General features: G+C 41.3%; 27 protein-coding genes and 1 rRNA gene. 1 reads left to right on the top strand and 27 read right to left on the bottom strand.

Features of this window, described 5'->3' with window-relative positions:
* Positions 1-76: 76 nt before the first annotated feature.
* From fin to metG, 16 genes are all read right to left on the bottom strand, one after another.
* A complete protein-coding gene (gene fin, locus CDZ94_RS20820) occupies positions 77-307 on the bottom strand; it encodes an anti-sigma-F factor Fin (RefSeq protein WP_096441136.1) in 231 nt (76 codons plus the stop codon).
* 137 nt (positions 308-444) lie between these two features.
* Entirely contained in the window at positions 445-1,005 is a 561-nt protein-coding gene (pth, locus tag CDZ94_RS20825; RefSeq protein ID WP_096441186.1) for an aminoacyl-tRNA hydrolase, read from the bottom strand.
* Between the two features lie 176 nt (positions 1,006-1,181).
* A complete protein-coding gene (locus CDZ94_RS20830) occupies positions 1,182-1,823 on the bottom strand; it encodes a 50S ribosomal protein L25/general stress protein Ctc (protein WP_096441138.1) in 642 nt (213 codons plus the stop codon).
* A gap of 175 nt (positions 1,824-1,998) precedes the next feature.
* Complete coding sequence (locus CDZ94_RS20835; RefSeq protein WP_096441188.1) at positions 1,999-2,952, bottom strand: ribose-phosphate diphosphokinase; 954 nt, start codon at positions 2,950-2,952, stop codon at positions 1,999-2,001.
* Positions 2,953-3,011: 59 nt separating this feature from the next.
* Positions 3,012-4,382 (bottom strand): bifunctional UDP-N-acetylglucosamine diphosphorylase/glucosamine-1-phosphate N-acetyltransferase GlmU, encoded by a 1,371-nt coding sequence (gene glmU / locus CDZ94_RS20840; RefSeq protein WP_096441140.1) that lies wholly within the window; start codon positions 4,380-4,382, stop codon positions 3,012-3,014.
* A 282-nt stretch (positions 4,383-4,664) separates the two neighbouring features.
* Positions 4,665-4,955 (bottom strand): septation regulator SpoVG, encoded by a 291-nt coding sequence (spoVG, locus tag CDZ94_RS20845; protein WP_096441142.1) that lies wholly within the window; start codon positions 4,953-4,955, stop codon positions 4,665-4,667.
* A gap of 218 nt (positions 4,956-5,173) precedes the next feature.
* Positions 5,174-5,986 (bottom strand): pur operon repressor, encoded by an 813-nt coding sequence (gene purR / locus CDZ94_RS20850; protein ID WP_096441144.1) that lies wholly within the window; start codon positions 5,984-5,986, stop codon positions 5,174-5,176.
* Between the two features lie 79 nt (positions 5,987-6,065).
* On the bottom strand, positions 6,066-6,941 hold the full coding sequence (gene ispE / locus CDZ94_RS20855; protein WP_321196059.1) for a 4-(cytidine 5'-diphospho)-2-C-methyl-D-erythritol kinase: 876 nt from the start codon (positions 6,939-6,941) through the stop codon (positions 6,066-6,068).
* Between the two features lie 190 nt (positions 6,942-7,131).
* Complete coding sequence (locus CDZ94_RS20860) at positions 7,132-7,323, bottom strand: small, acid-soluble spore protein, alpha/beta type (protein WP_096441148.1); 192 nt, start codon at positions 7,321-7,323, stop codon at positions 7,132-7,134.
* A gap of 591 nt (positions 7,324-7,914) precedes the next feature.
* Positions 7,915-8,175 (bottom strand): biofilm formation stimulator Veg, encoded by a 261-nt coding sequence (veg, locus tag CDZ94_RS20865; RefSeq protein WP_096441150.1) that lies wholly within the window; start codon positions 8,173-8,175, stop codon positions 7,915-7,917.
* 361 nt (positions 8,176-8,536) lie between these two features.
* Positions 8,537-9,409 carry a sporulation peptidase YabG gene (yabG, locus tag CDZ94_RS20870; protein WP_096441152.1) on the bottom strand — a complete coding sequence of 291 codons (873 nt, stop codon included), beginning with the start codon at positions 9,407-9,409 and terminating at the stop codon, positions 8,537-8,539.
* Between the two features lie 62 nt (positions 9,410-9,471).
* The gene (rsmA, locus tag CDZ94_RS20875) at positions 9,472-10,362 is read right to left on the bottom strand and encodes a 16S rRNA (adenine(1518)-N(6)/adenine(1519)-N(6))-dimethyltransferase RsmA (RefSeq protein WP_096441154.1); all 891 of its coding nucleotides are present in this window, start codon (positions 10,360-10,362) and stop codon (positions 9,472-9,474) included.
* 3 nt (positions 10,363-10,365) lie between these two features.
* Positions 10,366-10,950, bottom strand: coding sequence for a ribonuclease M5 (rnmV, locus tag CDZ94_RS20880; RefSeq protein ID WP_096441156.1), 585 nt, complete (start codon positions 10,948-10,950; stop codon positions 10,366-10,368).
* A 112-nt stretch (positions 10,951-11,062) separates the two neighbouring features.
* The gene (locus CDZ94_RS20885) at positions 11,063-12,319 is read right to left on the bottom strand and encodes a G5 and 3D domain-containing protein (RefSeq protein WP_096441158.1); all 1,257 of its coding nucleotides are present in this window, start codon (positions 12,317-12,319) and stop codon (positions 11,063-11,065) included.
* A 220-nt stretch (positions 12,320-12,539) separates the two neighbouring features.
* On the bottom strand, positions 12,540-13,307 hold the full coding sequence (locus CDZ94_RS20890; RefSeq protein ID WP_096441160.1) for a TatD family hydrolase: 768 nt from the start codon (positions 13,305-13,307) through the stop codon (positions 12,540-12,542).
* A 110-nt stretch (positions 13,308-13,417) separates the two neighbouring features.
* Positions 13,418-15,391 carry a methionine--tRNA ligase gene (gene metG, locus CDZ94_RS20895; protein ID WP_096441162.1) on the bottom strand — a complete coding sequence of 658 codons (1,974 nt, stop codon included), beginning with the start codon at positions 15,389-15,391 and terminating at the stop codon, positions 13,418-13,420.
* A gap of 1,151 nt (positions 15,392-16,542) precedes the next feature.
* On the opposite strand from metG, the gene CDZ94_RS20905 reads away from it, so the two are divergent.
* Positions 16,543-16,830: a transition state genes transcriptional regulator AbrB gene (locus tag CDZ94_RS20905; protein ID WP_096441166.1), complete on the top strand. Its 288-nt coding sequence runs from the start codon at positions 16,543-16,545 to the stop codon at positions 16,828-16,830.
* Positions 16,831-17,023: 193 nt separating this feature from the next.
* Here the strand turns inward: CDZ94_RS20905 and rsmI are convergent, their stop codons facing one another.
* From rsmI to rrf, 11 genes are all read right to left on the bottom strand, one after another.
* Positions 17,024-17,914 carry a 16S rRNA (cytidine(1402)-2'-O)-methyltransferase gene (rsmI, locus tag CDZ94_RS20910; protein WP_321196060.1) on the bottom strand — a complete coding sequence of 297 codons (891 nt, stop codon included), beginning with the start codon at positions 17,912-17,914 and terminating at the stop codon, positions 17,024-17,026.
* Positions 17,886-18,173 carry a GIY-YIG nuclease family protein gene (locus CDZ94_RS20915; RefSeq protein WP_096441168.1) on the bottom strand — a complete coding sequence of 96 codons (288 nt, stop codon included), beginning with the start codon at positions 18,171-18,173 and terminating at the stop codon, positions 17,886-17,888. The genes rsmI and CDZ94_RS20915 overlap by 29 nt, the downstream gene beginning before the upstream one ends.
* Complete coding sequence (locus tag CDZ94_RS20920) at positions 18,160-18,900, bottom strand: tRNA1(Val) (adenine(37)-N6)-methyltransferase (RefSeq protein ID WP_096441170.1); 741 nt, start codon at positions 18,898-18,900, stop codon at positions 18,160-18,162. The genes CDZ94_RS20915 and CDZ94_RS20920 overlap by 14 nt, the downstream gene beginning before the upstream one ends.
* Positions 18,901-19,000: 100 nt before the next feature.
* Positions 19,001-19,369: a DNA replication initiation control protein YabA gene (gene yabA / locus CDZ94_RS20925; RefSeq protein ID WP_157812072.1), complete on the bottom strand. Its 369-nt coding sequence runs from the start codon at positions 19,367-19,369 to the stop codon at positions 19,001-19,003.
* A gap of 15 nt (positions 19,370-19,384) precedes the next feature.
* Positions 19,385-20,212, bottom strand: coding sequence for a PSP1 domain-containing protein (locus CDZ94_RS20930; RefSeq protein WP_096441172.1), 828 nt, complete (start codon positions 20,210-20,212; stop codon positions 19,385-19,387).
* 1 nt (position 20,213) lies between these two features.
* Positions 20,214-21,200, bottom strand: a complete 987-nt coding sequence (gene holB, locus CDZ94_RS20935; RefSeq protein WP_096441174.1) for a DNA polymerase III subunit delta' — start codon at positions 21,198-21,200, stop codon at positions 20,214-20,216.
* Between the two features lie 99 nt (positions 21,201-21,299).
* Positions 21,300-21,629 carry a cyclic-di-AMP receptor gene (locus CDZ94_RS20940; RefSeq protein WP_096441176.1) on the bottom strand — a complete coding sequence of 110 codons (330 nt, stop codon included), beginning with the start codon at positions 21,627-21,629 and terminating at the stop codon, positions 21,300-21,302.
* A gap of 145 nt (positions 21,630-21,774) precedes the next feature.
* On the bottom strand, positions 21,775-22,422 hold the full coding sequence (gene tmk / locus CDZ94_RS20945) for a dTMP kinase (protein WP_096441178.1): 648 nt from the start codon (positions 22,420-22,422) through the stop codon (positions 21,775-21,777).
* Positions 22,423-22,447: 25 nt separating this feature from the next.
* Entirely contained in the window at positions 22,448-23,893 is a 1,446-nt protein-coding gene (locus CDZ94_RS20950; RefSeq protein WP_096441180.1) for an aminotransferase class I/II-fold pyridoxal phosphate-dependent enzyme, read from the bottom strand.
* Positions 23,894-24,143: 250 nt separating this feature from the next.
* The gene (locus CDZ94_RS20955; RefSeq protein WP_232735671.1) at positions 24,144-24,368 is read right to left on the bottom strand and encodes a sigma factor G inhibitor Gin; all 225 of its coding nucleotides are present in this window, start codon (positions 24,366-24,368) and stop codon (positions 24,144-24,146) included.
* Positions 24,369-24,710: 342 nt separating this feature from the next.
* Positions 24,711-24,806 (bottom strand): 5S ribosomal RNA (gene rrf / locus CDZ94_RS20960); the annotation flags it as partial.

The raw sequence follows: 24,806 nt of genomic DNA on the forward strand, positions 1-24,806 counted from the left end.
ATACCCTATTTATGGGGTGATAATAAACATTGAAAAACGCTTTGGCGAGAAGCCAAAGCTTTATTTCATAATCTTTTTATTGAAGAAATGATTCGTATTGATGATAATCAGGATTTTCTGCTAACGTTTGCTCACAATCTTCACATATAACGTCAACATGAATATCTCCCTTTGTATCATAGCGTATCATCTTATGTTGTTCATCCTCTGTTAAAGAATGAAAGCCTAGTTGCTCACTGTCAGCTGCCCTGTCACTCAGTGACCCGAGCTTTGTTCTACAGTGACGGCATTGATAATGAATAGCCATGTATATCCTCCTCTTAGCCTATGCAAGTCATTGCATTACTAGTATAAGCAGGGATAATATTCACTATTCGTCTCACTTATTATTTTGATACAATAAACTTTTTACTTACGTGTTTTCGTAAATATGTTTGAGACCCTTTACTTATTATACTCGTTCATTACCCGGTCAAAAGGTAACTTAGTCCATGCTTCACATGCTTTTGCAGCTTTTTCTACAGCTTCATCGACTAATTTTCGCTCATCAGGTGCATACCTGCCAAGAACGTGATCAGTAACTGCCTGTCCTTGATCTGGTCTACCGACCCCCACACGAATCCGTTTAAATTGATCTGTGCCAAGATTTTGAATTAGAGACTTGATGCCATTGTGACCACCCGCTCCCCCTTTTTGGCGAAGGCGGATTTTTCCAGGAACTAAGTCTAAGTCATCATATACGACAAGCAAATCATCAATATCGATTTTATAATATTTCATTAAAGGTACAACTGATTCACCAGATAAGTTCATATAAGTTAACGGTTTCAATAAAAAAAGCTTCTCTTCTCCTACTCTTGAAAAACCAAAGGCTCCCTTAAATTTACTTTGATTTAACTCGATAGTAAACTTACTTTGGCATTGATCAATCACTTCAAAGCCGACATTGTGCCTCGTGCCATCATATTTGGAGCCGGGGTTTCCTAACCCAACGATGAGTTTCATAGCTACTTCCTCTCTTTCTTCATCTGCAGAACGATTAAACCACTTCTTTAAAAACATCTGAACCCCCCCTTTTTGCTTTTACGCCATGACAACTTAACGAGCTGATTTCACCCTTGAATGCAAGGTGAAAAGAGGCATAACCGTTTTGGTTATACCTCCCTTTTACAAGTATTCTGTTACTCTTTAGACTCTTCGCTTTCATCGTCACTTCCCACAAGCTCCGGCTCGCCGCCTTCTTCACGGCCACCAACTTCCGGTTCTTCTGGCTCTTCAGTTGGAGGTAGCACAGAAACAACGACCTCTTCAGGATCGTTATTGAACTCATAGTTTCCAAGCCCTTTAATGTCCTTAACTTGAATAGAATCATTAATTTCTAAATCACTCACGTCAAGTTGAATCGAATCTGGCAGGTCACTTGGAAGTGCTCGTACAGAAAGCTCGTAAACCGCTAATTGAACGACACCACCTTGTTTTGCACCATTTGCTTCACCATTAAGGTGAACGGGAATATCAGCATCCAATTCACTCTTCATATCAACGGCATAGAAATCCAAATGAACGAATTCATTTTTCATACGATCCACTTGCATATCATAAATCATCACATCATACTTTTTACCGTCTTTATCAAGTTTAAAAACGCCTGTTTTTCCAACTTCACGATATGTTTTAACAAACTCAATCTCTTCTACTGTAACCGGAGTAGATTCGATTTCCTTACCGTAAAGAATGGCCGGAATGCCTCCTTGATGACGAATTTTATTGAGTCTTGAACCTCGTAAATCCTTTCGGTCTACTGCTCGCAATACTGTTTCCATGTCTAGTCACCTCATCCTTTTCAGTAGATGGTTGTACACTTTGCAGGCTTTTGTAATCCTCTGCTATGAACACACACACCTATATTTGTTTTCCCAATTTTGAATGATTTGAAACCAACACTTGGTCCTAATTGCTGTTCTTTCTCAGATGTTTCGTCTTCACAGGCGCTAATACTTAATCGAAGAGCTTACTTACAGAGCGTTGCTCATGTACGTGGATAATCGCTTTAGCCATCAACTCTCCAACAGATAACGTCGTCACTTTTCCTGTTTTCTTCTCTTCAGGAAGGTTGATTGTATTCGTGACAACAAGCTCTTTGATTTTAGAGTTTTCAATACGTTCCATTGCAGGACCAGATAAAACTGGGTGTGTACAACAAGCGTACACTTCTGTCGCTCCATTTTCAACTAATGCGTTCGCAGCAAGTGTCATCGTACCCGCTGTATCAATAATATCATCAATGATAATGGCTGTCTTACCTTCTACATTACCGACAATGTTCATCACTTCAGCAACGTTAGGCTTTGGACGACGTTTATCAATAATCGCAATGGGAGCTTTCAGTCGATCAGCCATTTTTCTTGCACGAATTACACCACCGTGGTCAGGTGAAACGATGACAGTATCCTCAAAGTTTTTACTGTCAAAATAGTCTGCTAAGATAGGAACACCTACAAGTTGGTCAACAGGAATATCAAAGAAGCCCTGAATTTGTGTCGCGTGCAAGTCTAATGCAATCACTCTCGTTGCCCCTGCAGTTTCAAGAAGGTTTGCAACCAATTTTGCAGTAATCGGCTCTCTTGAACGAGCTTTGCGGTCTTGACGTGCATATCCGTAATAAGGCATCACCACATTAATCGTTTTTGCAGATGCACGTTTTAACGCATCAATCATAATCAGCAATTCCATAATGTGTTCGTTTGCTGGTGAAGATGTGGACTGAATCACATATGTGTCACAGCCACGAATACTTTCTTCAATGTTGATTTGGATCTCCCCATCGCTGAAACGCGAAACCGAACTCTTTCCCATTTCAATTCCGATGTGTTTTGTAATTTCATGTGCAAGTTCCGGGTTTGAGTTTAGTGTAAATACTTTAAGTTTTCCATCGCCGTACTGAGCCATTATTGCACTTACCTCCATACATTCATAATTGGTTTTTCATTTCTATGACCTAGAGCAGCATTTTACTTTTTGTTGATCTTGCTCGCGTATTTCTCTTTATTCGTCTGACGCTCCCGTGCAATGGCTAGAGCTTCACCTGGAACATCCTCTGTAATCGTAGACCCAGCAGCTACATAAGCGCCTGCCCCTACATTCACTGGTGCGATCAAATTGGAATTACAACCAATGAATGCGCCATCTTCAATTTTTGTAAGGTGCTTATTTTTCCCATCGTAATTGACAGTAATCGAACCACAACCTACATTCACTTCTGCCCCGATCTCCGCGTCTCCTAAATAACTAAGGTGTGACGCTTTACTTTTATTACCCATTTTCGTTTTCTTAACCTCAACAAAATTTCCGATCCGGACATCATCAGAAATGTCAGATTGCGGGCGAATGTGAGAAAATGGCCCGATCGAAACCCGCTTGCCGACTTGGCTGTTATGGACGACAGACTGTTTGACCGTTGTTTCATCGTTAATGGTGCTATTTTTCATTTCAGTATGAGGCCCGATAACACAATAGTTACCAATAGACGTTTCACCTTGCAGTACCACGCCTGGATAAACAACTGTGTCTTTTCCAATTTTAACGTCACTTTCGATGTAAGTGGAATCTGAATCAATAAAACTAACACCATTTCTCATATGTTGTTCATTTATTCGTTGCTGCATTTCTTTTTCTGCGCGACTTAATGCTACACGATCATTCACACCCATTGTTTCATTAAAGTCTGCAGTTTGATACGCCGCAATGGCTTCACCTTGTTTTTGCAAAATCTCAATCACGTCTGGTAAATAATATTCACCTTGAACATTATCATTATTAACGTGGGTTAATGCTTCAAATAAGGCTTCATTATCAAAACAATACGTGGCTGTATTTATTTCTTGAACGTAACGTTCCTCAGTATTCGCGTCTTTGTGCTCGACAATTCGTTTAACGGCATCGTTTTCATCTCTTATTACACGACCGTAACCTGTCGGGTCATCAGCTTTTGCAGTTAATACAGTGACCTTAGCACCTTGCGTTTCATGATATTCAAGCAGTGCATCAATGGTATTTTGTGTAATGAGCGGTGTATCGCCGCACAACACAACGGTTGTTCCTTTTTCACCGGCAAGTAAAGCGTCTGCTTGCATGACGGCATGACCTGTCCCGAGTTGTTCCTCTTGCAAAACATACTCCACTTCTGTCCCTAGTCGTTCTTTAACAAGTTCTGCTCCATGTCCCGTCACGGCAATCGTTTTTTCAATGTTACAACCTTGCAGCTGATCAACCACATGTTGAACCATAGCTTTACCGCATACAGGATGCAGTACTTTATACAAATCAGACTTCATTCGTGTACCTTTACCAGCGGCTAAAATGACCGCGAACCGTTTGCTCATAAAATACCTCCAGGGTGCGTTTTCCACTAATGAATATATCTTAAAACTAGCGATATTTCAAGGAAGCTTGGTAGAATTTCAGACTTTCCATCATCTTCTAAATAAAGCAGCAACATTTTACGAACTGTTTCCTCATTTTACGTGTCCAATTTTTAGCTAACTTTAGAATCAACGTGAGGACTTGAGGAGCGACGTGACGATGAGATTCGCAGCCTATGATTCCCGCACTTTTGAACCTCCTCTAAAATGAAATAACCCGACCATTTTGGCCGGGTTACCAAACTAGGAAGCACCTGCCTCCTCATATTCAACTTCTTCATTTCCAGCACGCTCATACTCAGTGAGAACCGCTGATTGAATCTTTTCTCTTGTACGAGAAGAGATCGGATGTGCGATGTCTCTAAATTCGCCGTCTGGAGTACGCTTGCTTGGCATTGCTACAAACATACCGTTATTGCCGTCGATTACACGAATGTCATGAACAACAAATTCATCATCGATGGTAATAGATGCGATTGCCAGCATACGACCCTCCGTGTTCACACGGCGTAGTCTCACGTCTGTTACTTCCATATCTGTCACCACCTTTTTCCATTTGATAGTTTCTTGATTAATAAATTCAACATATGTAGGAAAATTCCTTCTATTTTCTTAAGAAAATTATAAAACAAACTAATAGCGTAGGTGGTGGGGATCAGATTGTTTTTACCTGCTTCAATCTAAACTGAAAAAAGCCAAGCCCAATTCGAAAATGGTTCTTAGCTTTTTTACCGACTTAACGGAGATTATTGTTAAAAAATGTTACCGATTTCTACTTTAATGTTTTTACCTTTTTCATCAACCTGGGACAGCTTTGTTAATGAAACATAGTCCTCTACTAATGACTCTTCCTCATGAACAGCTTCTGTGAGAACTCCGATACCGGCTACGTTCGATTGAAACTCTTTTACGAGGTCCATCATGCCACGAATCGTCCCTCCTGCTTTCATAAAGTCATCAATGATGAGAACGTTCGACTGTGGCTTTAGACTCCTTCTTGCTAGAGACATCGTTTGAATTCTTTTTTTCGAACCAGAAACGTAGTTGATACTGACTATTGAACCTTCCGTTATCCGATGCTCATGACGGACGATGCTTACCGGCACATTCAATTGGCCTGCCACAGAGTAGGCTAACGGGATCCCTTTTGTAGCCATCGTCATAACTGCGTCCACTTGAACATCACGGTAATGAGAGGCAAAAATCCTCCCTAATACATGAATAAGTGCCGGATCACCTATAATATCCATCATATATAAGTATCCACCAGGTAATACTCTTTCCGGGTCCTCTAGCCGTTCACAAAGCTTCGAAAGCGTTTCCTTAGCTTGGTCAGTATCAACAGCTGGAATAAAGATCACACCACCAGTTGCCCCTGCAGCTGTTTCCAACGTACCAATTTTTTTGGCTTCAAACATTTCTTTTACAATCGTTAAATCCTCGCTAATGGATGACTTTGCCGATTGATACCGCTCTGAAAAATAAGTTAAAGGCACTTGCCGGTGAGGATTACCCATCAAATAATGGGTCATGTCCACCAGGCGGCCACTTCTACGATACTTCATCTTGTACCTCCGCACGAAAACCGAATATTTAAATATCAATATAACATTTTCATACGTATTTTACAAATCCAAGTATAACTTATACCTTATGTCTTGATCCTAAAATCCGAACAACATGTACTTGGTCAACAAAACCCTTTAATCCATTGTATATCCGCTCAGCTCGGGATTGATTTTGAACGAGAGCGTACACTGTCGGGCCGCTTCCACTCATTAGTACACCGTCCGCGCCAAAGCTCCATATTCGTTCTTTTAAGTGGCGTACTTGTGGATATAAATGGAACGTTACTTCTTCCATCACATTTGCTAAGCCGTTACAGATCGTGTGAAAATCCCGGTTAAAAATCGCTTGGACAACTTTTCCCGTATCAGGGTGTTTCATCTCACTTAAGGTTAGCTTTTCATAAATATCCTTCGTCGATACACCTAAAGGAGGCTTTACTAACACTACCCAGCATGAAGGAGGAGAAGAAAGATGTTCGAGTTTTTCTCCTCTTCCTCTAGCAATAGCTGTTCCGCCATAAACACAGAATGGAACGTCTGAACCAATCTCCGCCCCTAATTCAGCCAATGCATCAAGTGAGAGATTCAAGTTCCAAAGGTCGTTTAGGCCCCTTAACGTGGCAGCCGCATCAGTGCTTCCCCCTGCTAATCCTGCTGAAACAGGGATATTTTTTTCAATAAAAATGTGCACACCGGTCTGAACTTTGAAACGATCTTTCAACAATTTCGCAGCTTGATAAGCGAGATTCTGGTCATTACTTGGAACAAAGCCTTTATCCACTTCAATAAAGATCTTATTATCATCTTTCAAAGTTAAGTGAATTCTGTCTGCCAAATCAACCGTCGTCATAATCATTTCTACTTCATGATAGCCATCCTGCCGCTTATGTAGGACATCTAATGTCAAATTTATCTTTGCTGGCGCTTTAATAATCCGTTCCACCTTATCCACCTACTTTTATTTAACCGTACTTACTGCTTTCGTTATTTTACCATTAGTTTATGAGTGGTACCAGTTTGGGCGAGGTAAAAGTATAACGAGCTGTCGTATCTTCATTGGCTCCTATTTACCACTCACTTTTAGACCAGACGATAAAGAAGCCGAAGTGAATAACTCCGGCTCCTCGTCGCTGCAATGATTTTTATTGTTTGTGTTGGTTTTGCCTAGCAAGCTGCTGTTCAGCAAGCTCCACAGCACGCTTTACCATGTTTCCAGCATCTCGTGAGCGAATGCCGCCCCATCCTTCACGTTGAACAGTGTCATAAAAGCCGAGCTCTTTTGCCAGCTCTTCTTTCAGTGATTCTGACATAACCCCTCGTCTTCTTCTGCCCATCGGCAACACTCCCTCTCCATTGCTGCGACATTTTTATCATGCCCAGAAAAAGAGACGCTATCGCTTTTCGACGACATGCAAATGTTCTGTCCGATAAAATGTGCTTTTCACTTTTAATCGGGCAAGTTATTTGACACGAGACGATGGCGCCAGGAGCTAGACATCGAAACGTGGATTTTTATACTTAACTGAATCACTATCATCACTACTTCAAAATTTCAGCTCCGTTGGCCTGCATCTGCTCGCTTTCCGCGGGCGAACCGCCAAGCCTCCTCGGGGAAAACCGCCCTGCGCGGTCTTGGCTGACACGTTTTTCCGCAGGAGTCTCGCAGGTTTCGGCCAACTACGTAGGGTGCTAAATAGACGGTTTCCTCCCATTTCATTTCGTTTGATCACTCACAAAATTCGACATTTGGGGAGGGGCTTCTTTTTTCATGTCTTAGAACCGTTGAGATGCCTGGGCTCAGAATTATGAAATTCATTCAACTTTAAATAAAAAACGATTATCCAAAAAAGAACCTAAGATTAATTCCTTAGGTGTTTTTTTGAATAATCGCGTGGTGGTGAGCCTTTTAGAAAAGGCTTCGTCTTTTAAACAGATTCAGTTGTAGTTTCTTCTTCTGGAAGAGAGAGTTGGACTGTGTCAGTTAGTACATCTGTATAGCTATAAGATACACGTTCAAAAGCATTAGCATCCTGGTCCAGCTTAATGATAAACACTGCAGGATAAGTTCCCTCTAAAAGACCGGAACGTTCGACCGTTTTCCTTCTTCCGCCATTTGCTTTAATCGTAACTCGTTTCCCGACATTTGCATCTAATGTACGTTTAATTTCAATCAGCGTTTTTCCCATTCACTACACCTCACTGTATATACAATAACACCATTCGACAATTTTGTCAAATTAAATAAAATTTAAATTATAACAATGCTCATGGTGTATGTCAATATAATATTTTCCAGGGGCTCACTCCTTTATTTTCAGTCCGGGTTCTGCCCTGGAAATGTTATTAACATAAGTTTGTGCATAACTGCTCATTTTTATGTAAACCCGTTTACTCCTTCATATAATCAATAGCGGGACGCAAATGATGTTTTTCTTCTCTGCGATCATTCGAGCCTGAAAAACTCAGAGATTTTATCCTTTCCATACTCTTAAAAAGAGGTCGCCGCAATAGGTTAAATAGTAACCTATTGCGGCGACCTCTCCATTATTACTCTTCAATTTCTTCCTGTTCCACTGGAATTCCTCGTCTTAAAGTTCCTCTACTTTCAATCCCCCCGAGGCCCTTTTCCCCTGCTAAGGTGTGTTTCAACACATCCCAAAGCGCTACTCGCTCCATAAAAGGAGTGAGACTTACTTTTGCAACGAGATAGACAGGGTCAAGGGCATGAATGTTAATTCTTTCAGGCGAGCTTGCAAAATTTGCACCAGCACGCAATATCGATTGAAAATAAGATTGACATGCCCCTGCAAATATTGCCAAGTGGTCCATGTAGGGAACAATTTTTCGAGCCTCTTTTACAGTATCTACAAAGTATTTTGAATTACGATAGGCTTTCATTTCATTTTTGTGACCTTTATTTTTCATATACGCGTCGTGCCCTGTGACGACTAAAACTTCTGGACGAACCATCTCAATTAGGGAAGCAACTTGAAGCGGCATTTCTTTCTCAGGAAGATGGACCCCGTACACAGGAACGCCAAGTCGATCGTAAACAGCTGTACATTTTTTTAAGTAAACCGGATCACCATCAATATGAAGGATTCTGCCAGGCAGTTCAAAAAAGGATTGCTTTTCCGTGTATCCTGACGTAATTTCATACTCTGATTGTTCACGATTGAGCTTTCGGTCTTGACGAAATAACTGGTAGCAGCTTTCTTCTTTCTCTTTAAATTTTTTCTGATGTTTTTTTCGTTCCGACTCTTCTAAAACGACAAGGTCATCGATGGGAGCATCTGCTATTAGGCGCATTTCTTCTCCACGAAGCTCAGCGACCTTTCCCTCCAGTGAAACAACTCGAAAAAGAATATCACATTGATACGATGTCCTCCCTACGATCTGGCCTTCCTTTATCACTGACATGACAAACGCCTCCTCACACGATAAACTATGCGAGGGAAGGCGTATCAGTGCCGATGTTCATGTTATTTCCCAAGTTCACGACCGTATTTCATTACAAAAATGTCACTCAATCGAGCAAATTCCTCCATAGACAACGATTCTCCACGTCGTTTTGGATCAATTCCAGCTTCTAAACACTTCTCTTCAACATTTGTCTTCTCTTTTTTCGCATTAAAGTGTTGAACTAGGTTGTTAAGTAACGTCTTTCTCCGCTGAGTAAAAGCTGCCCTCACCATTTCAAAGAAAAAAGCTTCATCTTTCACTTCAACGGGTGGGGCTGACCTCAGTGATAAACGTAAAACCGCAGAGTCAACATTCGGTTGAGGAACAAAAACCGTCTTCGGCACTGTTAACACCGTCTCGGCCACAGCGTAGTACTGACAGGCGATCGATAACGAACCGTAATCCTTTGATCCCGGTTTGGCTGCAATTCGTTCGGCTACTTCTTTTTGAATCATCACAACAATCGCTCTTAACGGAAGCTTTTCTTCAAGAAGCTTCATCAAAATCGGAGTGGTTACGTAATAAGGCAAGTTCGCAACAACAACTAAGTCCTCTTCTTTTTCAAAGCGTTCGGAGATCATTTCGTGCAAGTCCGCTTTAAGTACATCTTGATGAATGACGTTCACATGATGGTAATCAGCAAGTGTGTCACTTAATATCGGAAGCAACCGTTGATCAATTTCTAATGCAGTTACTGATTTAGCCCGTTTTGCAAGCTGTTCTGTCAATGCACCGATTCCAGGGCCTACTTCGATTGCGGCTGTCTCCTCTGTAACATTTGCTGCATCTACAATCTTCCGGAGAACATTCGTATCAATAAGAAAGTTCTGTCCCAAACTTTTCTTAAAAGAAAACCCATGCGCTTGTAGGATGTCTTTCGTCCGCTTTGGTGTTGCAATATCTTTGTTCATAAGTCACTCTTCTTTCCTTGTAATGGATTCTAAGGCCTCAATAAACTCTGCCTTGGAAATCCGAAATTGAATTAATCGCTTATGGAGTTGCTTGCCGTTTGCATACCCGATTTTTAAATACTGACCGATTGCTTCTCTTCGCTGTTTCGAATCAGGTCCTGCAATCAGGCCTGCATATAGCAGATCATCCTTTGATATTTCTTCCCTAGCTTCCATACCTGGTGTCCGGATATTTCCAAGAGCAAGGATGAGATCTTCATTTGAGGCATGCTCCACGCCAATTTTTCCTTTTTTTCGATCAATCGCTTGTTCTCTTGGTAAAAAGGCATGCTTGCACCCTGGGACAGCACGATCAATCGTTTTACGGATCTTCTCTCCCGGGTAGTCAGGGTCTGTAAAAATAATCACGCCGCGCCTTTCTAAAGCAAGCCGCACTTTATTTAACGTTTCTTCATTCACAGCTGAACCATTCGTTTCAATCGTATCGCAATCAGCAATCCGGTGTAACGCTTTTGTGTCTTCTTTACCTTCAACGACAATAATCTCATTTATTTTCACACGATACCTCCGTACCCATTCATTATCCATTCTCCGTGCCCTCAAATGGAATTCATAAAAAGGCACAGAGAGATCTCTGTGCCTGAATTATATCATTTTTTGGTTTTATCTTGGCTCTTTCCTCACGTTTTCGACAACAGCCTTATTCTAACACGCGAACTTCAACGTTTTTTCTACCAAAGGATCCGGCTCCATTCGGCATAAAGATATCAATTTTCTTTCCACTTATCGCTCCACCCGTATCAGCAGCTAAAAACGTGCCATACCCTTTCACTTCAACTCTCGAACCTAAAGGGATGACGCTTGGGTCCACGGCAATGACGTTTGCATCCGGGTTTTCTTTCAGATTAATACCGGTTGCTGTAACCCCGGAACACCCTGCACAGTTCGCCGAATAAGCTGTTGCTGTATAGCTTACCCAACTTCCGCCGTCAGATGAAGAACTAGAACCAGATGAGGAGTTGGAGTCAGAAGAAGAGCTGGAGTTAGGTGAAGATGCACTACGAGATGTGGTCGTCGTTTCAGTCACAGGAGCTTTTGTCCCTACTGCTAAAATTTGATCCTCACTCTCTTCTACTACTTCTTCCTGTACTAGTTCACGAGAGACTTCCTCTCCATCTTCAATTATCACTTCATAATGCTTTTCAATCTTTCCATCCTTACCACTTTGAAGAATCTCTTCGTTGCCTTGTTCTAAGGAGGAATCATTTTGTGATACCGTTGCAAAATCAACGGTCTCTTCCACAACATCGGTGACTTTTTCTACGCGGGTTACTATTACATCAGTAGCTTCATTTAAACGTTCATCGGCTCCTGGTTCAACTCGATCCAATTCGTTTAACGTAATGCTCTCTCTCTCTAAAAAGTCAGCGACAGTCGTCGAAGTCGTCCAGATACGTTCTTCTTCTCCATCACTTTGAACTGTAATTTCAAATGCCGGTTCATAAACAATCGACGTATCTGAAGTAAGTCTCGTTTCCAAAGGTGGTTCTAGTAAATCGTGTTCTCCAACTTCAATATCATACTCATTCAAAAGTTCTTCAACATTTTCCGCCGTTGTCCAGACGGCACTCTGTTCGCCATCGACTAGCATAAGTATTTGATTTGCATGTATCACTGTTATGTCTAATTCATCGGTTAGCTCTGTTTCAAGTGAAGGTTCAATGTCATCATGAAAGCCTACATCTATCCCTTGTTCTTCTAAAGCCTCTCCAACAGTGCCGGCATGTGTAGAGGTAGAAATAACTTCCTCTTCTGCCATAATCGTCACGTTTGTTTTCGTAATTTCATAGATTGTGAAAACAAGTATACCTAGCACTAGAGTAAGGCCGACGCCGGATACGGCTAGCTTTTTCCCCGTAATAAAACTGGAAAATAGCTGCTTCACCTTATCAATCATAGTAAGAACGCCTCCTTCAGTTTCCACATTTTACCCCTCTCCACCTACCTTGTCAATTATTATTTTAAGAACCATTTCTTAGTATTATCATCGACACGGACAAAAAAAGAAAGTAGTATCTTTCGACAAAATTACACTATGGTCGGAAGAAGTCATGTAGAACCTTAGTTCCTCGTCCTTTTCTTAGACAAGCTCCCGCAGCTTACGACAGAAAAACTTGTCAATTAATGCTAAAAAGTTTTTTTGCATTTTCTCGTGTTTTCTCGGTTAATTCGTCATAACTTACCTCTTTTATCTCGGCAAGTTTTTCAGCAACAAGTTGGACATGGGCTGGCTCATTTCGTTTACCGCGAAAAGGGTGGGGGGCAAGAAACGGACAGTCTGTTTCAATAAGCAGGCGATCTAGCGGTACCTGTGCAGCGACTTCTTTTGGTGTTTTCGCATTTTTAAATGTAACAGGGCCTCCAAATGATATATGAAAGTTCATCTCTAAACATTCTTTGGCAATGGCCAAATCTCCTCCAAAACAATGCATAATTCCACCGATTTCTTGTGCATTTTCTTCTTTTAAAATGTCAACGATGTCATGATGTGCATCTCTGTCATGGATAATAATCGGCATTTGAAGCTTTTTAGCTAAACGAATTTGCCTGCGAAAAACATCCTTTTGTACGTCTTTCGGCGACTTATCCCAATGGTAATCGAGCCCCATTTCTCCTATAGCCACTACTTTAGGGTGTTTGGAGAGCTCTGCAATCCATTCCAAATGCTCTTCTTTCATATCAACCGCATCCACTGGGTGCCACCCTACTGCTGCATAAAGGAACTCATACTTCTCGATAAGTTCCATCGCTTTATTTATCGTTTTTTCATCAAACCCGACGACAACCATTTCTTCTACGCCTGCTACTCGGGCACGGCTAATAACCTCGTCAATATCTTCTTCAAATTGGTCCGCATTTAAATGGACATGTGTGTCAAATAACATGATGTACCCCCTACTTACTCAGGCTGTTTTCGTAAAGATTGTTCTAGAAAAAATGAGGTCGACTCAAAAGGTCTAAAGAAAACCTATTGAGACACCCTCATGAAACACCTTTATTTTACTTGAGAACCATTTGGCAATGATTGATCTATCGTTGCAAGTTTTAATTCTTTTTCTTTAGAACCGGCTAGGATCATCCCTTGGGAAAGTTCACCTCGAAGCTTCACCGGCTTCAGGTTCGTCACACAAATGACTTTTTTACCGACAAGCTCTTCTGGCTGATAGTGCTTGGCAATTCCAGAAACCACTTGGCGCTTTTCATAACCTAAATCCAACTGCAGCTTGAGGAGTTTATCGGCTTTTTTCACAGGTTCAGCTTCAACCACTTCCGCTACACGTAAGTCTACTTTCGTGAAGTCATCAATCGTAATTTCATCTACTTCTGGTACATCATTTTCTTGCTTTTCTGCGTCTTTCTTTTGTTCCTCTTCAGTAAGCACCGTGCCGCCCATCGATTCAACAATATGCGCGACCTCATCTTTCACATCTAAACGAGGGAATAAAGGTTCTCCCTTCTTCACGATTTTGGAGCCGTTTTTCAGCTGACCAAATTGGTGAAGACTTTCCCAGCGCGTTTGCTCCTCAACCACACCAAGCTGAGTCCAAATTTTTTCTGGTGTCTTGGTCATAAATGGCTGAATCATAATTGAAATCGTCCGTAAAGATTCTGCTAAATGATACATTACAGAGCCAAGCTGTTCGCTCGCTTCTTCATCTTTTGCTAGCAACCACGGTTGTGTTTCATCAATATATTTATTTGTACGGCTGACGAGCTGCCAAATCGCTGTAAGGGCAACGGAAAATTCCATTTCCTCCATAGACGCTTCCACTTTTTCCACAGTCGCATCGACAAGTTCAACTAACGGTCTGTCATACGGCGTAGCATCCTTCACATAGTTTGGAATTTCTCCGTCAAAATATTTATTAATCATCGCAACGGTACGATTTAACAAGTTGCCTAAGTCGTTGGCTAAATCGTAATTGACACGCTCAACGAACCCTTCTGGTGTAAATACGCCGTCCGAGCCAAATGGAACTTCGCGCAGTAAATAGTAACGTAGTGCATCCAAGCCGTAACGGTCAATTAATGGCACAGGGTCGACAACGTTTCCTTTCGATTTCGACATTTTTCCGTCTTTCATTAACAGCCAGCCGTGCCCGAAAACTTTTTTCGGCAATGGTAAATCTAACGCCATTAACATGATCGGCCAGTAAATCGTATGGAAACGAACAATTTCTTTCCCTACGAGATGCACATCAGCTGGCCAGTATTTTTGATAGTTTTGCTCGTCTTCACTTCCGTATCCAAGAGAGGTAATATAGTTTGAGAGCGCATCAATCCAAATATACACGACATGTTTTGGATTTTTGTTTACTCTTACCCCCCAATTTACGGATGTTCTTGAAACCGCCAAATCTTCAAGTCCCGGTTTGATAAAGTTATTGATCATCTCTTTTTTCCGGGATTCAGGCTGAATGAATTCAGGGTTTTCTTCGTAATACTTAAGCAGGCGGTCCGCATATTTACTCATTCTAAAGAAGTATGACTCTTCACTGACCTTCTCAACCGGACGGCTGCAATCAGGGCAGTTTCCACCTTCCGCTTGACGCTCTGTGAAGAACGACTCACAAGGGGTACAATAGAGCCCCTCGTATTCATCAAGGTAAATGTCACCCTGCTCTAAAAGCTGATCAAAAATCTTTTCAACGACCTTTTTGTGTCTGGTTTCTGTCGTCCGAATGAAATCATCATATGAAATGTCGAGTTTGCCCCACAAGTCGCGGATCCCAACAACTGCATCATCAACAAACTGCTGCGGTGTCACTCCCTTTTCTTCAGCTTTACGCTCAATCTTTTGCCCATGCTCATCGGTTCCTGTTAAAAATCTTACGTCGTACCCTCTAAGTCGCTTATAACGAGCCATCGCATCTCCTGCCACTGTTGTGTAAGCATGACCGATATGAAGTTTTCCACTCGGATAATAAATCGGTGTCGTAAGGTAAAACGTCTTGTTTTCTTTTGTCATCGTATCTTCCTCCTTTTTCTGTTAAAAGGGCCATTTTTCCATAATAAAAACTCCCGCCCCATCGTTTGGGACGAGAGCATTACACTCACGTGGTACCACCCACATTCCCCTGATCCTCGCAGATTCAGGGCTCACCAAGTTACAACAGCTCACCTGCTGAAAACTTGAGCCGATAACGCCGGCATACGTTGCTCCCTTATGTCGCACCATGGGCGTCACTCGAAAGCAGATTTCCTCACTGGACCATCTTCAAAAGTACCCTCCATACCGGTTTTCAGCATCTCGGCTCTCTGTTATGGATATTCCTTTTTACTCATCCGTTCATCGGAATTAACTATAATCGTTCGTCATTGTATATCTTCCTATTACGTACTTCAAAATATACCGAATGGCACCTATTGTGTCAAGGTAGGTCATCCCTTTTTACAAAGGGGGATTTTACTACTTTTGTCCACGCCAACTCATGCTAAATGATCGAGCTTTTCATTAAAAGTATGAACATCCCAGTAGATCTCTAAACGTTCATTGATTTTTCCCTTTATCTGAACAGAAGCTAAATTAAATAGATTTCTTTCCCCGGTAGGTGTAAATTTTCTCCAATAAGGGTATACGACCATCAGGTCACACCGAATGTAATGCTTTTCTAGCGCTAGACACCGAGAACGCAGACTATTACACTTTACGAATGATTAAATAAGAAATGTGAGGTGGTTAGCTTTTGTTTTGATTGACCTGTAGACAGCCGTTAGTTTTAGAACCGGCTAACTGTAACATACAAATCTGAGAAACTTTTCTTTTCCATTTGCCGTAAAATACCGACAGAAACAGGAAGCTCTTGTCGAATTTTATGTCGATTAGTACAAAAGCGTTTAGTTTTTTCTTCAAATTGTTTACTAATCTTTTAAAATCTATCAATCAGTGATTCATCCAAATTCATCACTGATACTATCTATATACTGATATATAAAGGATTCTAGTGAATTCAGCAGGTTGAAGTAAATCTATAATAATGATAAAAACTTTGGAATTAAACGTTTTTTATTGACTTCTTTTGGAAGAGTTGGTATTCTAATCTTGAAAGATTTTGTCGAAGTTTGACTATTCTCAAATGCGAATAGAAAGAATTTTTCTTTATGGGAGGAGAATGATTCATGAAATCAACTGGTATTGTAAGAAAGGTCGATGAACTAGGACGCGTAGTTATTCCAATCGAACTCCGTCGTACATTGGATATTGCTGAAAAAGATGCATTGGAGATCTATGTTGACGATGATCGCATTGTCTTGAAAAAGTACAAGCCTAACATGACTTGCCAACTTACTGGTGAGGTATCTGATGATAATCTATCACTTGCAGATGGTAAAATCATCTTAAGCCCACAAGGAGCTCAAGAGATCATTAGCGAGCTTCAAAACTACCTTGAAAAGCAGAGCAAGTAAGTAATATCTTTATTATAAAAGCCTGAACCTAGTTGTTTCAGGCTTCTTTTTTTTAAGGTAAGAATTTATAAAATGACAGCTACCTTCACACCACTCTTCTCAAAGGAAAAGCATCCTTGATACTTTAAAACATCCGAGCTGACGCGGTTTTTCTTATGATATGTATGTCCAGCCTTCATTGCTTGCCTTTTTCTTACTCGCCTACATGATAAATTTGATAGACTTCTCGTTTACTCATCCCGCGGTCTTTCGCTGTTTGTTTAATCGCCTCTTTTGAAGACTGCCCCTCGTTCACGTAGCCCTCCACGTGAGCTGAAACATCAAGACCTGTCCACCACTGACTTTCCTGTATATCTTCCTGAATTGTTTCTGCACTTGCTCCTTCGACAAGTAAAACACACTCACCTTTGAGCGGGTTTTCTCCACAATAACGGATTAATTCCTCAATCGATCCTCTAAGAAATTCTTCATGCTTCTTTGTGAGTTCCCGGCTTAACACTACTCGGCGATTCCCCAAGACCTCTAGCATTTCTGATAATGTAGCAACCACACGGTGAGGAGACTCATAAAAAATGAGCGAAGATGGATGCGTTCGCCAATTCTCCAATGTTTCTCGCTTGATTTTCTTTTTTCTGTTCAAAAATCCGACAAAAGTAAATCCATCTGTCGACAATCCTGAAGCAATGAGTCCTGTAAGTCCTGCGTTGGCTCCCGGTAAAGGGACAACAGGCAATTGTTCTTCAACACAGCGAGCAACTAGCTCCTGACCTGGATCAGAGATAGCTGGCATACCTGCATCACTCACCAGAGCGACGGTTTCTCCGGACAAAAGCTTGTCGATTAGGAGCTCTTCTCGTTCTTTTATGTTATGTTCATGATAGCTAATCAAAGGGGTATCAATCTCAAAAACATGACATAGTTTTTTTGTGTTTCGTGTGTCTTCTGCTGCGATGAGATTAGCTTCTTTTAAGACTGTGATCGCACGATACGTCATATCATCTAAATTTCCTATTGGCGTCGGTACTAAAAAGAGACACCCTTTATCGTCTGTTGGTTTAAAGCTCTTTTGGATAAACAGTTTCAACACCTCTTTGACGAGCAATAAGTACTCGTTTTTGTTGTCTAGTCAATTGTTTAATCTGATACTCAGCTTTCATCGCTTCCATCTTTGTCGAATAATGCTTTTCATACAAAAGTTGAAAAGGTCCCCGGCTTCTTGTGTACTTTGCACCAGTGCCTGATTCATGAGCTTTCATTCGATGCTCAACATCCGTTGTATAACCGGTATAGTACGTTCCGCCCTTACACTCTAAAATGTATACATAATGATTACCAAGACTCATAATGTCGTTTAAACTCCTTTGTATAAAAACCATCATTTCCATAAACGACAATCGGAAAAAGAGTTTTCACTCCCGGGCTTCCATTTTTCATACCTTCGATTAAAACCATGTTCGCTTCTTTGTCTCGTTTAGGGTACACGTACTGTATCCGCTTTGGCTCCAGCTGATACTTCCTTAATGCTGCCATAATATCCCCAATCCGTTCTGGTCGGTGAACGAGAGCTACTTTTCCACGATATTTAACAAGACGTGAAGATATTCGTACCACATCATCTAACGTACAAGCCACTTCATGCCTGGCAAGAGAAATTTTCAAATTAGCATTTCGATCTTTTTCATTAACCGTCATGGGGAAATAAGGTGGATTGCAAGTGACCACGTCATACCGCCCCCATGTTACTTCATCCTCTAAAGCCATAATATCTTTATTAATGACCCGTATTTGCTTTTCAAGATGATTGTTTTCAATATTTCGTACAGCAAGTTCAGCTAAGGTTTTTTGTATCTCTACAGCCTCAATAGCCGCATCGGTCCTCCCCGTCAGCATAAGAGGGATCGCCCCGTTTCCAGCGCATAGGTCAATCACTTTTCCACCACGTTTCGGTGTACTCGTGAACTTTGAAAGCAAAACGGCATCTGTTGAAAACGAAAAAACATCTTTGCGCTGATATATCGATAAGTTTGTCCCTGGTAAAAAATCGACTCTTTCCTCTTTCATCTTACACATAAGCGTTCCCCCTTTACTCTCGTTGTTACCTTATCATTTTCGATGGAAAAAAAGTCTTTCCGAAAATGAGACGGAAAGACTTTAAAATACGCTTTAACGATTATTTTTTGTTAAGAAACGACAGACAAAACAAACAGTCTCCTTCTTTACGGATGCTTCCATAATGTAAATTACAAATGTGGAAGCCTTCTTGATAAAGACGGGCAAGGTTATCATACCCTTCACCAAACACAGTCTCTTTCTTCTGCTTTGCGGTCGAATTAGACTTCGATACTTCTTTATCCTGTTCGGATTGCTCTTCAGAATTCTTGTCCATCCGTTCTCTTAAATGATCATTCTCAATGGCCAAATGGTGATTCTCCTCGAGCAATAAAGCCAATTGCTCCTTTAATTCCCCTAGTTCATGATGCAGACCGCCGATGCGTTCTTCCATATGGCTCACGCGTGCAAAAATTTCTTTTTTATTCACGAGTCCCACACCTCATTAATTCGTGGTTTCGTTGGCGATTGCTCCTTCTTTCATGAGTTCATCCAAGGTGTATTCTACGACACGCTGAGCTTCGAACAATTCAACTTGAACAAGACGCTCGAGCATGTTCAATCCAACTACTTTCCCTTTACCATAGCTTGTTTTAATTTCTTCATTTATATCCGGTAAATCTTTCTTGGCGCTTTCATACATATCGTTTTCATATTTCAAACAACACATAAGACGTCCACACAATCCGGAAATCTTTGTCGGATTTAGTGATAAGTTTTGATCCTTCGCCATTTTAATCGACACAGGTTCAAAATCGCCTAAAAACGTAGAACAACAGAGCATACGCCCACAAGGCCCCACACCTCCGAGCATTTTCGCCTCATCTCTTACACCGATTTGACGAAGCTCGATGCGTGTGCGAAATATGGAAGCTAAATCCTTAACAAGCTCTCTAAAATCAATACGACCGTCAGCGGTAAAATAAAAAAGGATTTTATTCCGATCAAACGTATATTCCACATCTACAAGCTTCATATCCAACTTGTGATCGTCAATTTTCGTAAAGCACACATCGAATGCTTTTTGCGCTTCATCGCGATTTTCCTGAACAACAAGCTTGTCCTTATCAGTAGCAAGACGAAGAACGCTCTTTAATGGAAGAACGACGTCTTTTTCGTCAACTTCCTTAGGAGCAATCACTGCTTTACCAAATTCAATTCCTCTTGCCGTTTCTACAATCACATAATCGTCTAGCTGTATATCTATATCTCCGGGAGAAAAGTAATAGATTTTCCCCGCTTTTTTAAATCGAACACCTACTACATGATGCACGTTATCCCTCCTGTAACCGAAGGAGCAATTGCTCCATTACTAGCTGAGGACTCGTATTCGCATCGAGACGGCGCTTAGCATTAAGGATTGCTTTCAGGTTTTTTCCCAGCTTGCTTTGGGAAAGCTTCAACCCTTCCTCTTTTAACCTTTCTTCCTGGTCAAAATAGACAAGTTGATTCTGCTGATCCAATTGCATGCGGATGACGTCTCGGTACCAAATCATCAAAAGATCAAGACCGGTTTGCATCTCGTCTTTTTCTTTAAAAAAGTCCAGCCAGCCACCCTGAAGAATCAAAAATGCGTACCTCGGACGCTTAGAAACTTCATCTATTAATTGTATCACTTTGGTTCTAGCCTGTGCAATCCAATTATCCCCGCATAACTCTTTAGCTTCCTCTAGATCAGACGTCAATTGAGCTGCAACCACGGCCTGAACCTCCGGAATTTCTTCTTCTGTAAGTTGTTTCACCAGCTTGTCCGGCATAAGAGGAGAAAATGACAGCACTTGTGACCGAGATACAATCGTTTTTAGCATCCGGTGATATTGGGTTGTCATTAACACAGCCATCGATTCTCCGTCAGGTTCTTCCAGAAATTTTAGGATACTATTTGCTGCATTAGGGGTCATTTTCTCTGCTTCTTCAACAAGATAAACTTTTTTTTTCGATTCCATTCCTCGATAACTAAATTCTTTTTTTAAATCGCGTATTTGATCAACTTTAATGGTTTGCCCCTCAGAGCGGACCCTATGAACATCAGGGTGATTTCCAGACTCAATTCTCTTACAATGAGAACAAACTCCGCAGGGTTCAGCATCACTCTTATCCGGGCAAAAAAACGATTTCGCAAGCTGCAAAGCAACCTGACGCTTTCCTGTTCCTCTCCCTCCTTCAAACATGTAAGCGTGAGCGAGGCGCTGCTTCTTGATACTATTTGTGAGCATCTTCGTGATGGTCGGTTGCGTTTTAGACAATTGTTCCCAATTCATTGACTTGCCTCCGTAACTCTACTATTGCTTGTTCAATACAAAAAGAGCCGAGATCGCGTCGCTGCAGCTATTTTTCCCGGACTATTTGAACATCCTCTATTAAAACTTTTCAAACTCATCAACAGGAAGGACAAACACCGTAGCTCCCCCGACTTGAACCTCAACAGGATAGGGTACATAAGAGTCCGCATTTCCACCCATTGGAGAAATCGGAGCAACAAGCTGTTCTCTCGACTTGCAATTGTCTTTAATAATGGAAAGAACTTCTTCAACATTTTCATTCTCGGTACCGATCATAAAAGTGGTGTTACCAGCTTTTAAAAAACCGCCTGTACTTGCTAATTTGGTCGCCTGATATTTTTTTTCCACCAAAGCGTCCGACAATCGATTACTATCCTTATCCTGTACTACCGCAACGATTAATTTCACTTGTACCTTCCCCCTCGTAAACCGAATACGTTATTAGAAAAACGCAAGGCGCCTGAAGCTAGACATCGAAACCGTAAAGTGTTTATCATTCTCTGTACTTTATTTATTTTATTATAACAGTTAATAAAACGTTCTGTATCCTTTATTACTCTGATTTTTCAGGGCTATCTGTTAAATATTCTGTCAGCAACTGCCACGTACTTTCAATCACCGATTCAATATCTTTTTCGGCAGAAATTGTTTTAATACGTTCTGGTTCTTTATTAGCTAGTGCCTGATAGGCTTCTCTCACTTGATAGTGAAAGTCCAGCTTCTCCTTGTCTAATCGATTAAATTCTCGCTCACTATTTTTTTCAATACGGGCAAGACCAATTGCCGGATCTACATCGAAATACAACGTCAATGCTGGCATGAGTCCCGCTGTAGCAAATAAATTCATCTTAAGCACATCATCAACACCTAAGCTTCGTCCTACTCCTTGATAGACTAGGCTGCTGTCAATAAACCGGTCACACAAAACGAGCGCCCCGTTCTCTAACTGGGGAAGTACAGTTTCCACGAGATGCTGCCGGCGTGCTGCCGCATAGAGCAAGGCCTCCGTTCGTGCATCCATCTCTGTATGGTCAGGGTTTAAAATAATTCTTCTAATTTTCTCTGCAATCTCACTGCCGCCTGGCTCTCTTGTAGCAACCACTCTTTTACCCTGTTTTTCGAGTATATCTTTTATCGCATGAAGAACAGTTGTTTTCCCTGCACCTTCGCCACCTTCAAAAGTTATAAAAATCCCTTTCACAATCAAAACTCCTCTAATTTCTCATTTATTTATATACTTTTATGCCTCGCTCAATCCACTCTCTACCTGTTTGAAATCGAGTTCCTGCATTTATCATTTTCTCAAGCTTATCTATATGAAAAGGCTCAATTCGTTCTCCTTTCATCAAAAGCGGAATTCCAGGTGGATAGGGAACAATATCCTCAGCTGACACCCAGCCACTGCACGACCTCCATGACATAAAGCGAATTTCTTTTGTTTTCATCTGTTTATATGTAAACGCCAGTTCAGTTAGTTTTCTTCTGATTTCAACCTTGCCCACACCCACTATGCCACCCACTTGAGGTTTAAACGAAGAAACAGCAGTGGCTACTCTGGAAACGAAGGATTCAATATTCAATACATTGCTTGAAAGAGGTAACGTAAGGAGCACATGTGTCTCTGTCGCGAGCTCCGGATAAATGCTGGACTCGTTAATAAGAGCTTTCTGCAGTTCAAACCCTGAAGCCTCACAACGCGTCATCAGAGCAATTTTTAACGGATCTTGTAAAAAACCACAAAGACGCTGGGGACTCACTTCCCACTGCGGTATGACATTTAATTGTTCTCGCAGTTTTTGATTTACTTCAATGAGCCGTTTCCTTTCCCCTGCTGTTACTAACGCTAAATAAGCTCTTGCTGCATCCAGTGAGGCCATTAAAGGATACGAAGGACTGCTCGATTGCAGCATCCTTAAGTAGCCTTTAATAGCTTCGAAGTCACACAGCTTCCCTCGCATATGTAAAAATGAGCTCATCGTCATCGCCGGAAGTATTTTGTGAGCAGACTGCACAACAACATCAGCCCCTGCACGTATCGCTGACTGTGGCCAGTCTTGGTGGTCATAAGTTAGGTGAGCACCATGTGCCTCGTCAACAAGCACTTGCATCCCTGACTCATGGGCTATTTGCACGTGATCCTTTATGGAATGACCATAACCTTCGTAGGTTGGATTTGTTAGCACCAACGCCTTCGCACAAGGAAATTGATTGACTGCATGCTTAACAGTTTCAACAGTAATTCCCAAAGCTAACCCAGTTGCATCATCATAAATCGGTTCAAGGAACACTGGTTGTGCCCCGGATAACTCAAGGCCATGGATGATAGACTGATGACTATTTCTCTGAACTAATACAACGTCTCCCTCATGAAGCGTCCCCATCAGCATCGCCAAATTACCGACCGTTGAACCTCCCACTAAAAAAGAAGTCGAATCCACTCCATAAAGCTGAGCTGCCAACTGTTCCGCTTCACGAATAACCCCTACTGGATCGTGAAGGTCATCCAGCTCTGGAAGCTCTGTTACATCAATCCCAAGAACCTCTTTAAATGTCGATAATCCCTCTTCGTGAAATAAAGTACCATTTTTATGCCCAGGTACATGAAAAGAATCTGTTTTGTTATTTGCATGTTCTATAAGTTTTTCAAGTAAGGGTATTCTTTGCTGATCCATCTATATCGTCATCCTTTTTTATCACTTCCCTCATTATACAAGACCTTCCCCTTTTTTTTAACTAGCAGTAACTTCAATATTATCCAACCTAAACGAAAAAGCAGACACCGATTGCCTATGCAACTCGTTATCTGCTTTTATCAGTTGGCTATTTTCGTAAAATTTTAGAAAGGAGCCTATCAGTTTATTATTCAATTAAGAGTACGTGGAAAAGAGCCACAAAGGTCAGTCTAAACAGTTTTTTCCTCTTTTAGTGAATAGAGCGTTTGTTTTGAAACAATGAATCTCTAATTTTTCGAAGTTGATACAAATAGTCATCATATCGCTGATCATCTGTATCTGTCGTTACAATATCTTGTTCACACGATTTGCAAATAAAATATTCCAACAAATGAATACCTTGCCTCTTTTCTTCTTTACAAATCAAGCATTCTTGTAATGTTGCCGTTTTATTCGATGCTAACATTCCCTTCATCGTTTCTCCACCTCCATTCACAGTATCAACGAAAAAAGGTAGATTTATTCACTCAGCACAATTTTTATTAGATGGTTCACTATATGCAGGGTTCTTCGTCCTTGTGCCCAATTTTACAAAAGACAAGATAAAAAGAATTTTAGCTGTCTTATATACAAGATACATAAGCTCATAGTTAAACGAAAAAGGATAGGTCTCATACTGGCTGGTCTTACTCCCCTTCATTTAATAATCAATTCGAGAATTACTGGCTCAATAGCCAGTAGTGTCCTTTTCCTTTCTTTGGCTTTTTTTCACCAAAACGCAAAAAACACCCGCCCTAAAGCGAGTGTTACCTTCATTGCCCAGCGACGTCCTACTCTCACAGGGGGAGAGCCCCCAACTACCATCGGCGCTGGAGAGCTTAACTTCCGTGTTCGGCATGGGAACGGGTGTGAC

Origin of the sequence: Alteribacter populi, from assembly GCF_002352765.1 — a bacterium.
GTDB classification, from domain to species: Bacteria; Bacillota; Bacilli; order Bacillales; family Salisediminibacteriaceae; genus Alteribacter; species Alteribacter populi.

Coding starts and splice junctions, on each gene's coding strand:
- fin (WP_096441136.1), bottom strand. CDS start 307: ATGGCTATTCATTATCAATGCCGTCACTGTAGAACAAAGCTCGGGTCA.
- pth (WP_096441186.1), bottom strand. CDS start 1,005: ATGAAACTCATCGTTGGGTTAGGAAACCCCGGCTCCAAATATGATGGC.
- CDZ94_RS20830 (WP_096441138.1), bottom strand. CDS start 1,823: ATGGAAACAGTATTGCGAGCAGTAGACCGAAAGGATTTACGAGGTTCA.
- glmU (WP_096441140.1), bottom strand. CDS start 4,382: ATGAGCAAACGGTTCGCGGTCATTTTAGCCGCTGGTAAAGGTACACGA.
- spoVG (WP_096441142.1), bottom strand. CDS start 4,955: ATGGAAGTAACAGACGTGAGACTACGCCGTGTGAACACGGAGGGTCGT.
- purR (WP_096441144.1), bottom strand. CDS start 5,986: ATGAAGTATCGTAGAAGTGGCCGCCTGGTGGACATGACCCATTATTTG.
- CDZ94_RS20860 (WP_096441148.1), bottom strand. CDS start 7,323: ATGGGCAGAAGAAGACGAGGGGTTATGTCAGAATCACTGAAAGAAGAG.
- veg (WP_096441150.1), bottom strand. CDS start 8,175: ATGGGAAAAACGCTGATTGAAATTAAACGTACATTAGATGCAAATGTC.
- yabG (WP_096441152.1), bottom strand. CDS start 9,409: ATGTCAGTGATAAAGGAAGGCCAGATCGTAGGGAGGACATCGTATCAA.
- rsmA (WP_096441154.1), bottom strand. CDS start 10,362: ATGAACAAAGATATTGCAACACCAAAGCGGACGAAAGACATCCTACAA.
- rnmV (WP_096441156.1), bottom strand. CDS start 10,950: ATGGATAATGAATGGGTACGGAGGTATCGTGTGAAAATAAATGAGATT.
- CDZ94_RS20885 (WP_096441158.1), bottom strand. CDS start 12,319: ATGATTGATAAGGTGAAGCAGCTATTTTCCAGTTTTATTACGGGGAAA.
- CDZ94_RS20890 (WP_096441160.1), bottom strand. CDS start 13,307: ATGTTATTTGACACACATGTCCATTTAAATGCGGACCAATTTGAAGAA.
- metG (WP_096441162.1), bottom strand. CDS start 15,391: ATGACAAAAGAAAACAAGACGTTTTACCTTACGACACCGATTTATTAT.
- CDZ94_RS20905 (WP_096441166.1), top strand. CDS start 16,543: ATGAAATCAACTGGTATTGTAAGAAAGGTCGATGAACTAGGACGCGTA.
- CDZ94_RS20915 (WP_096441168.1), bottom strand. CDS start 18,173: ATGAGTCTTGGTAATCATTATGTATACATTTTAGAGTGTAAGGGCGGA.
- CDZ94_RS20920 (WP_096441170.1), bottom strand. CDS start 18,900: ATGTGTAAGATGAAAGAGGAAAGAGTCGATTTTTTACCAGGGACAAAC.
- holB (WP_096441174.1), bottom strand. CDS start 21,200: ATGAATTGGGAACAATTGTCTAAAACGCAACCGACCATCACGAAGATG.
- CDZ94_RS20950 (WP_096441180.1), bottom strand. CDS start 23,893: ATGGATCAGCAAAGAATACCCTTACTTGAAAAACTTATAGAACATGCA.
- CDZ94_RS20955 (WP_232735671.1), bottom strand. CDS start 24,368: ATGAAGGGAATGTTAGCATCGAATAAAACGGCAACATTACAAGAATGC.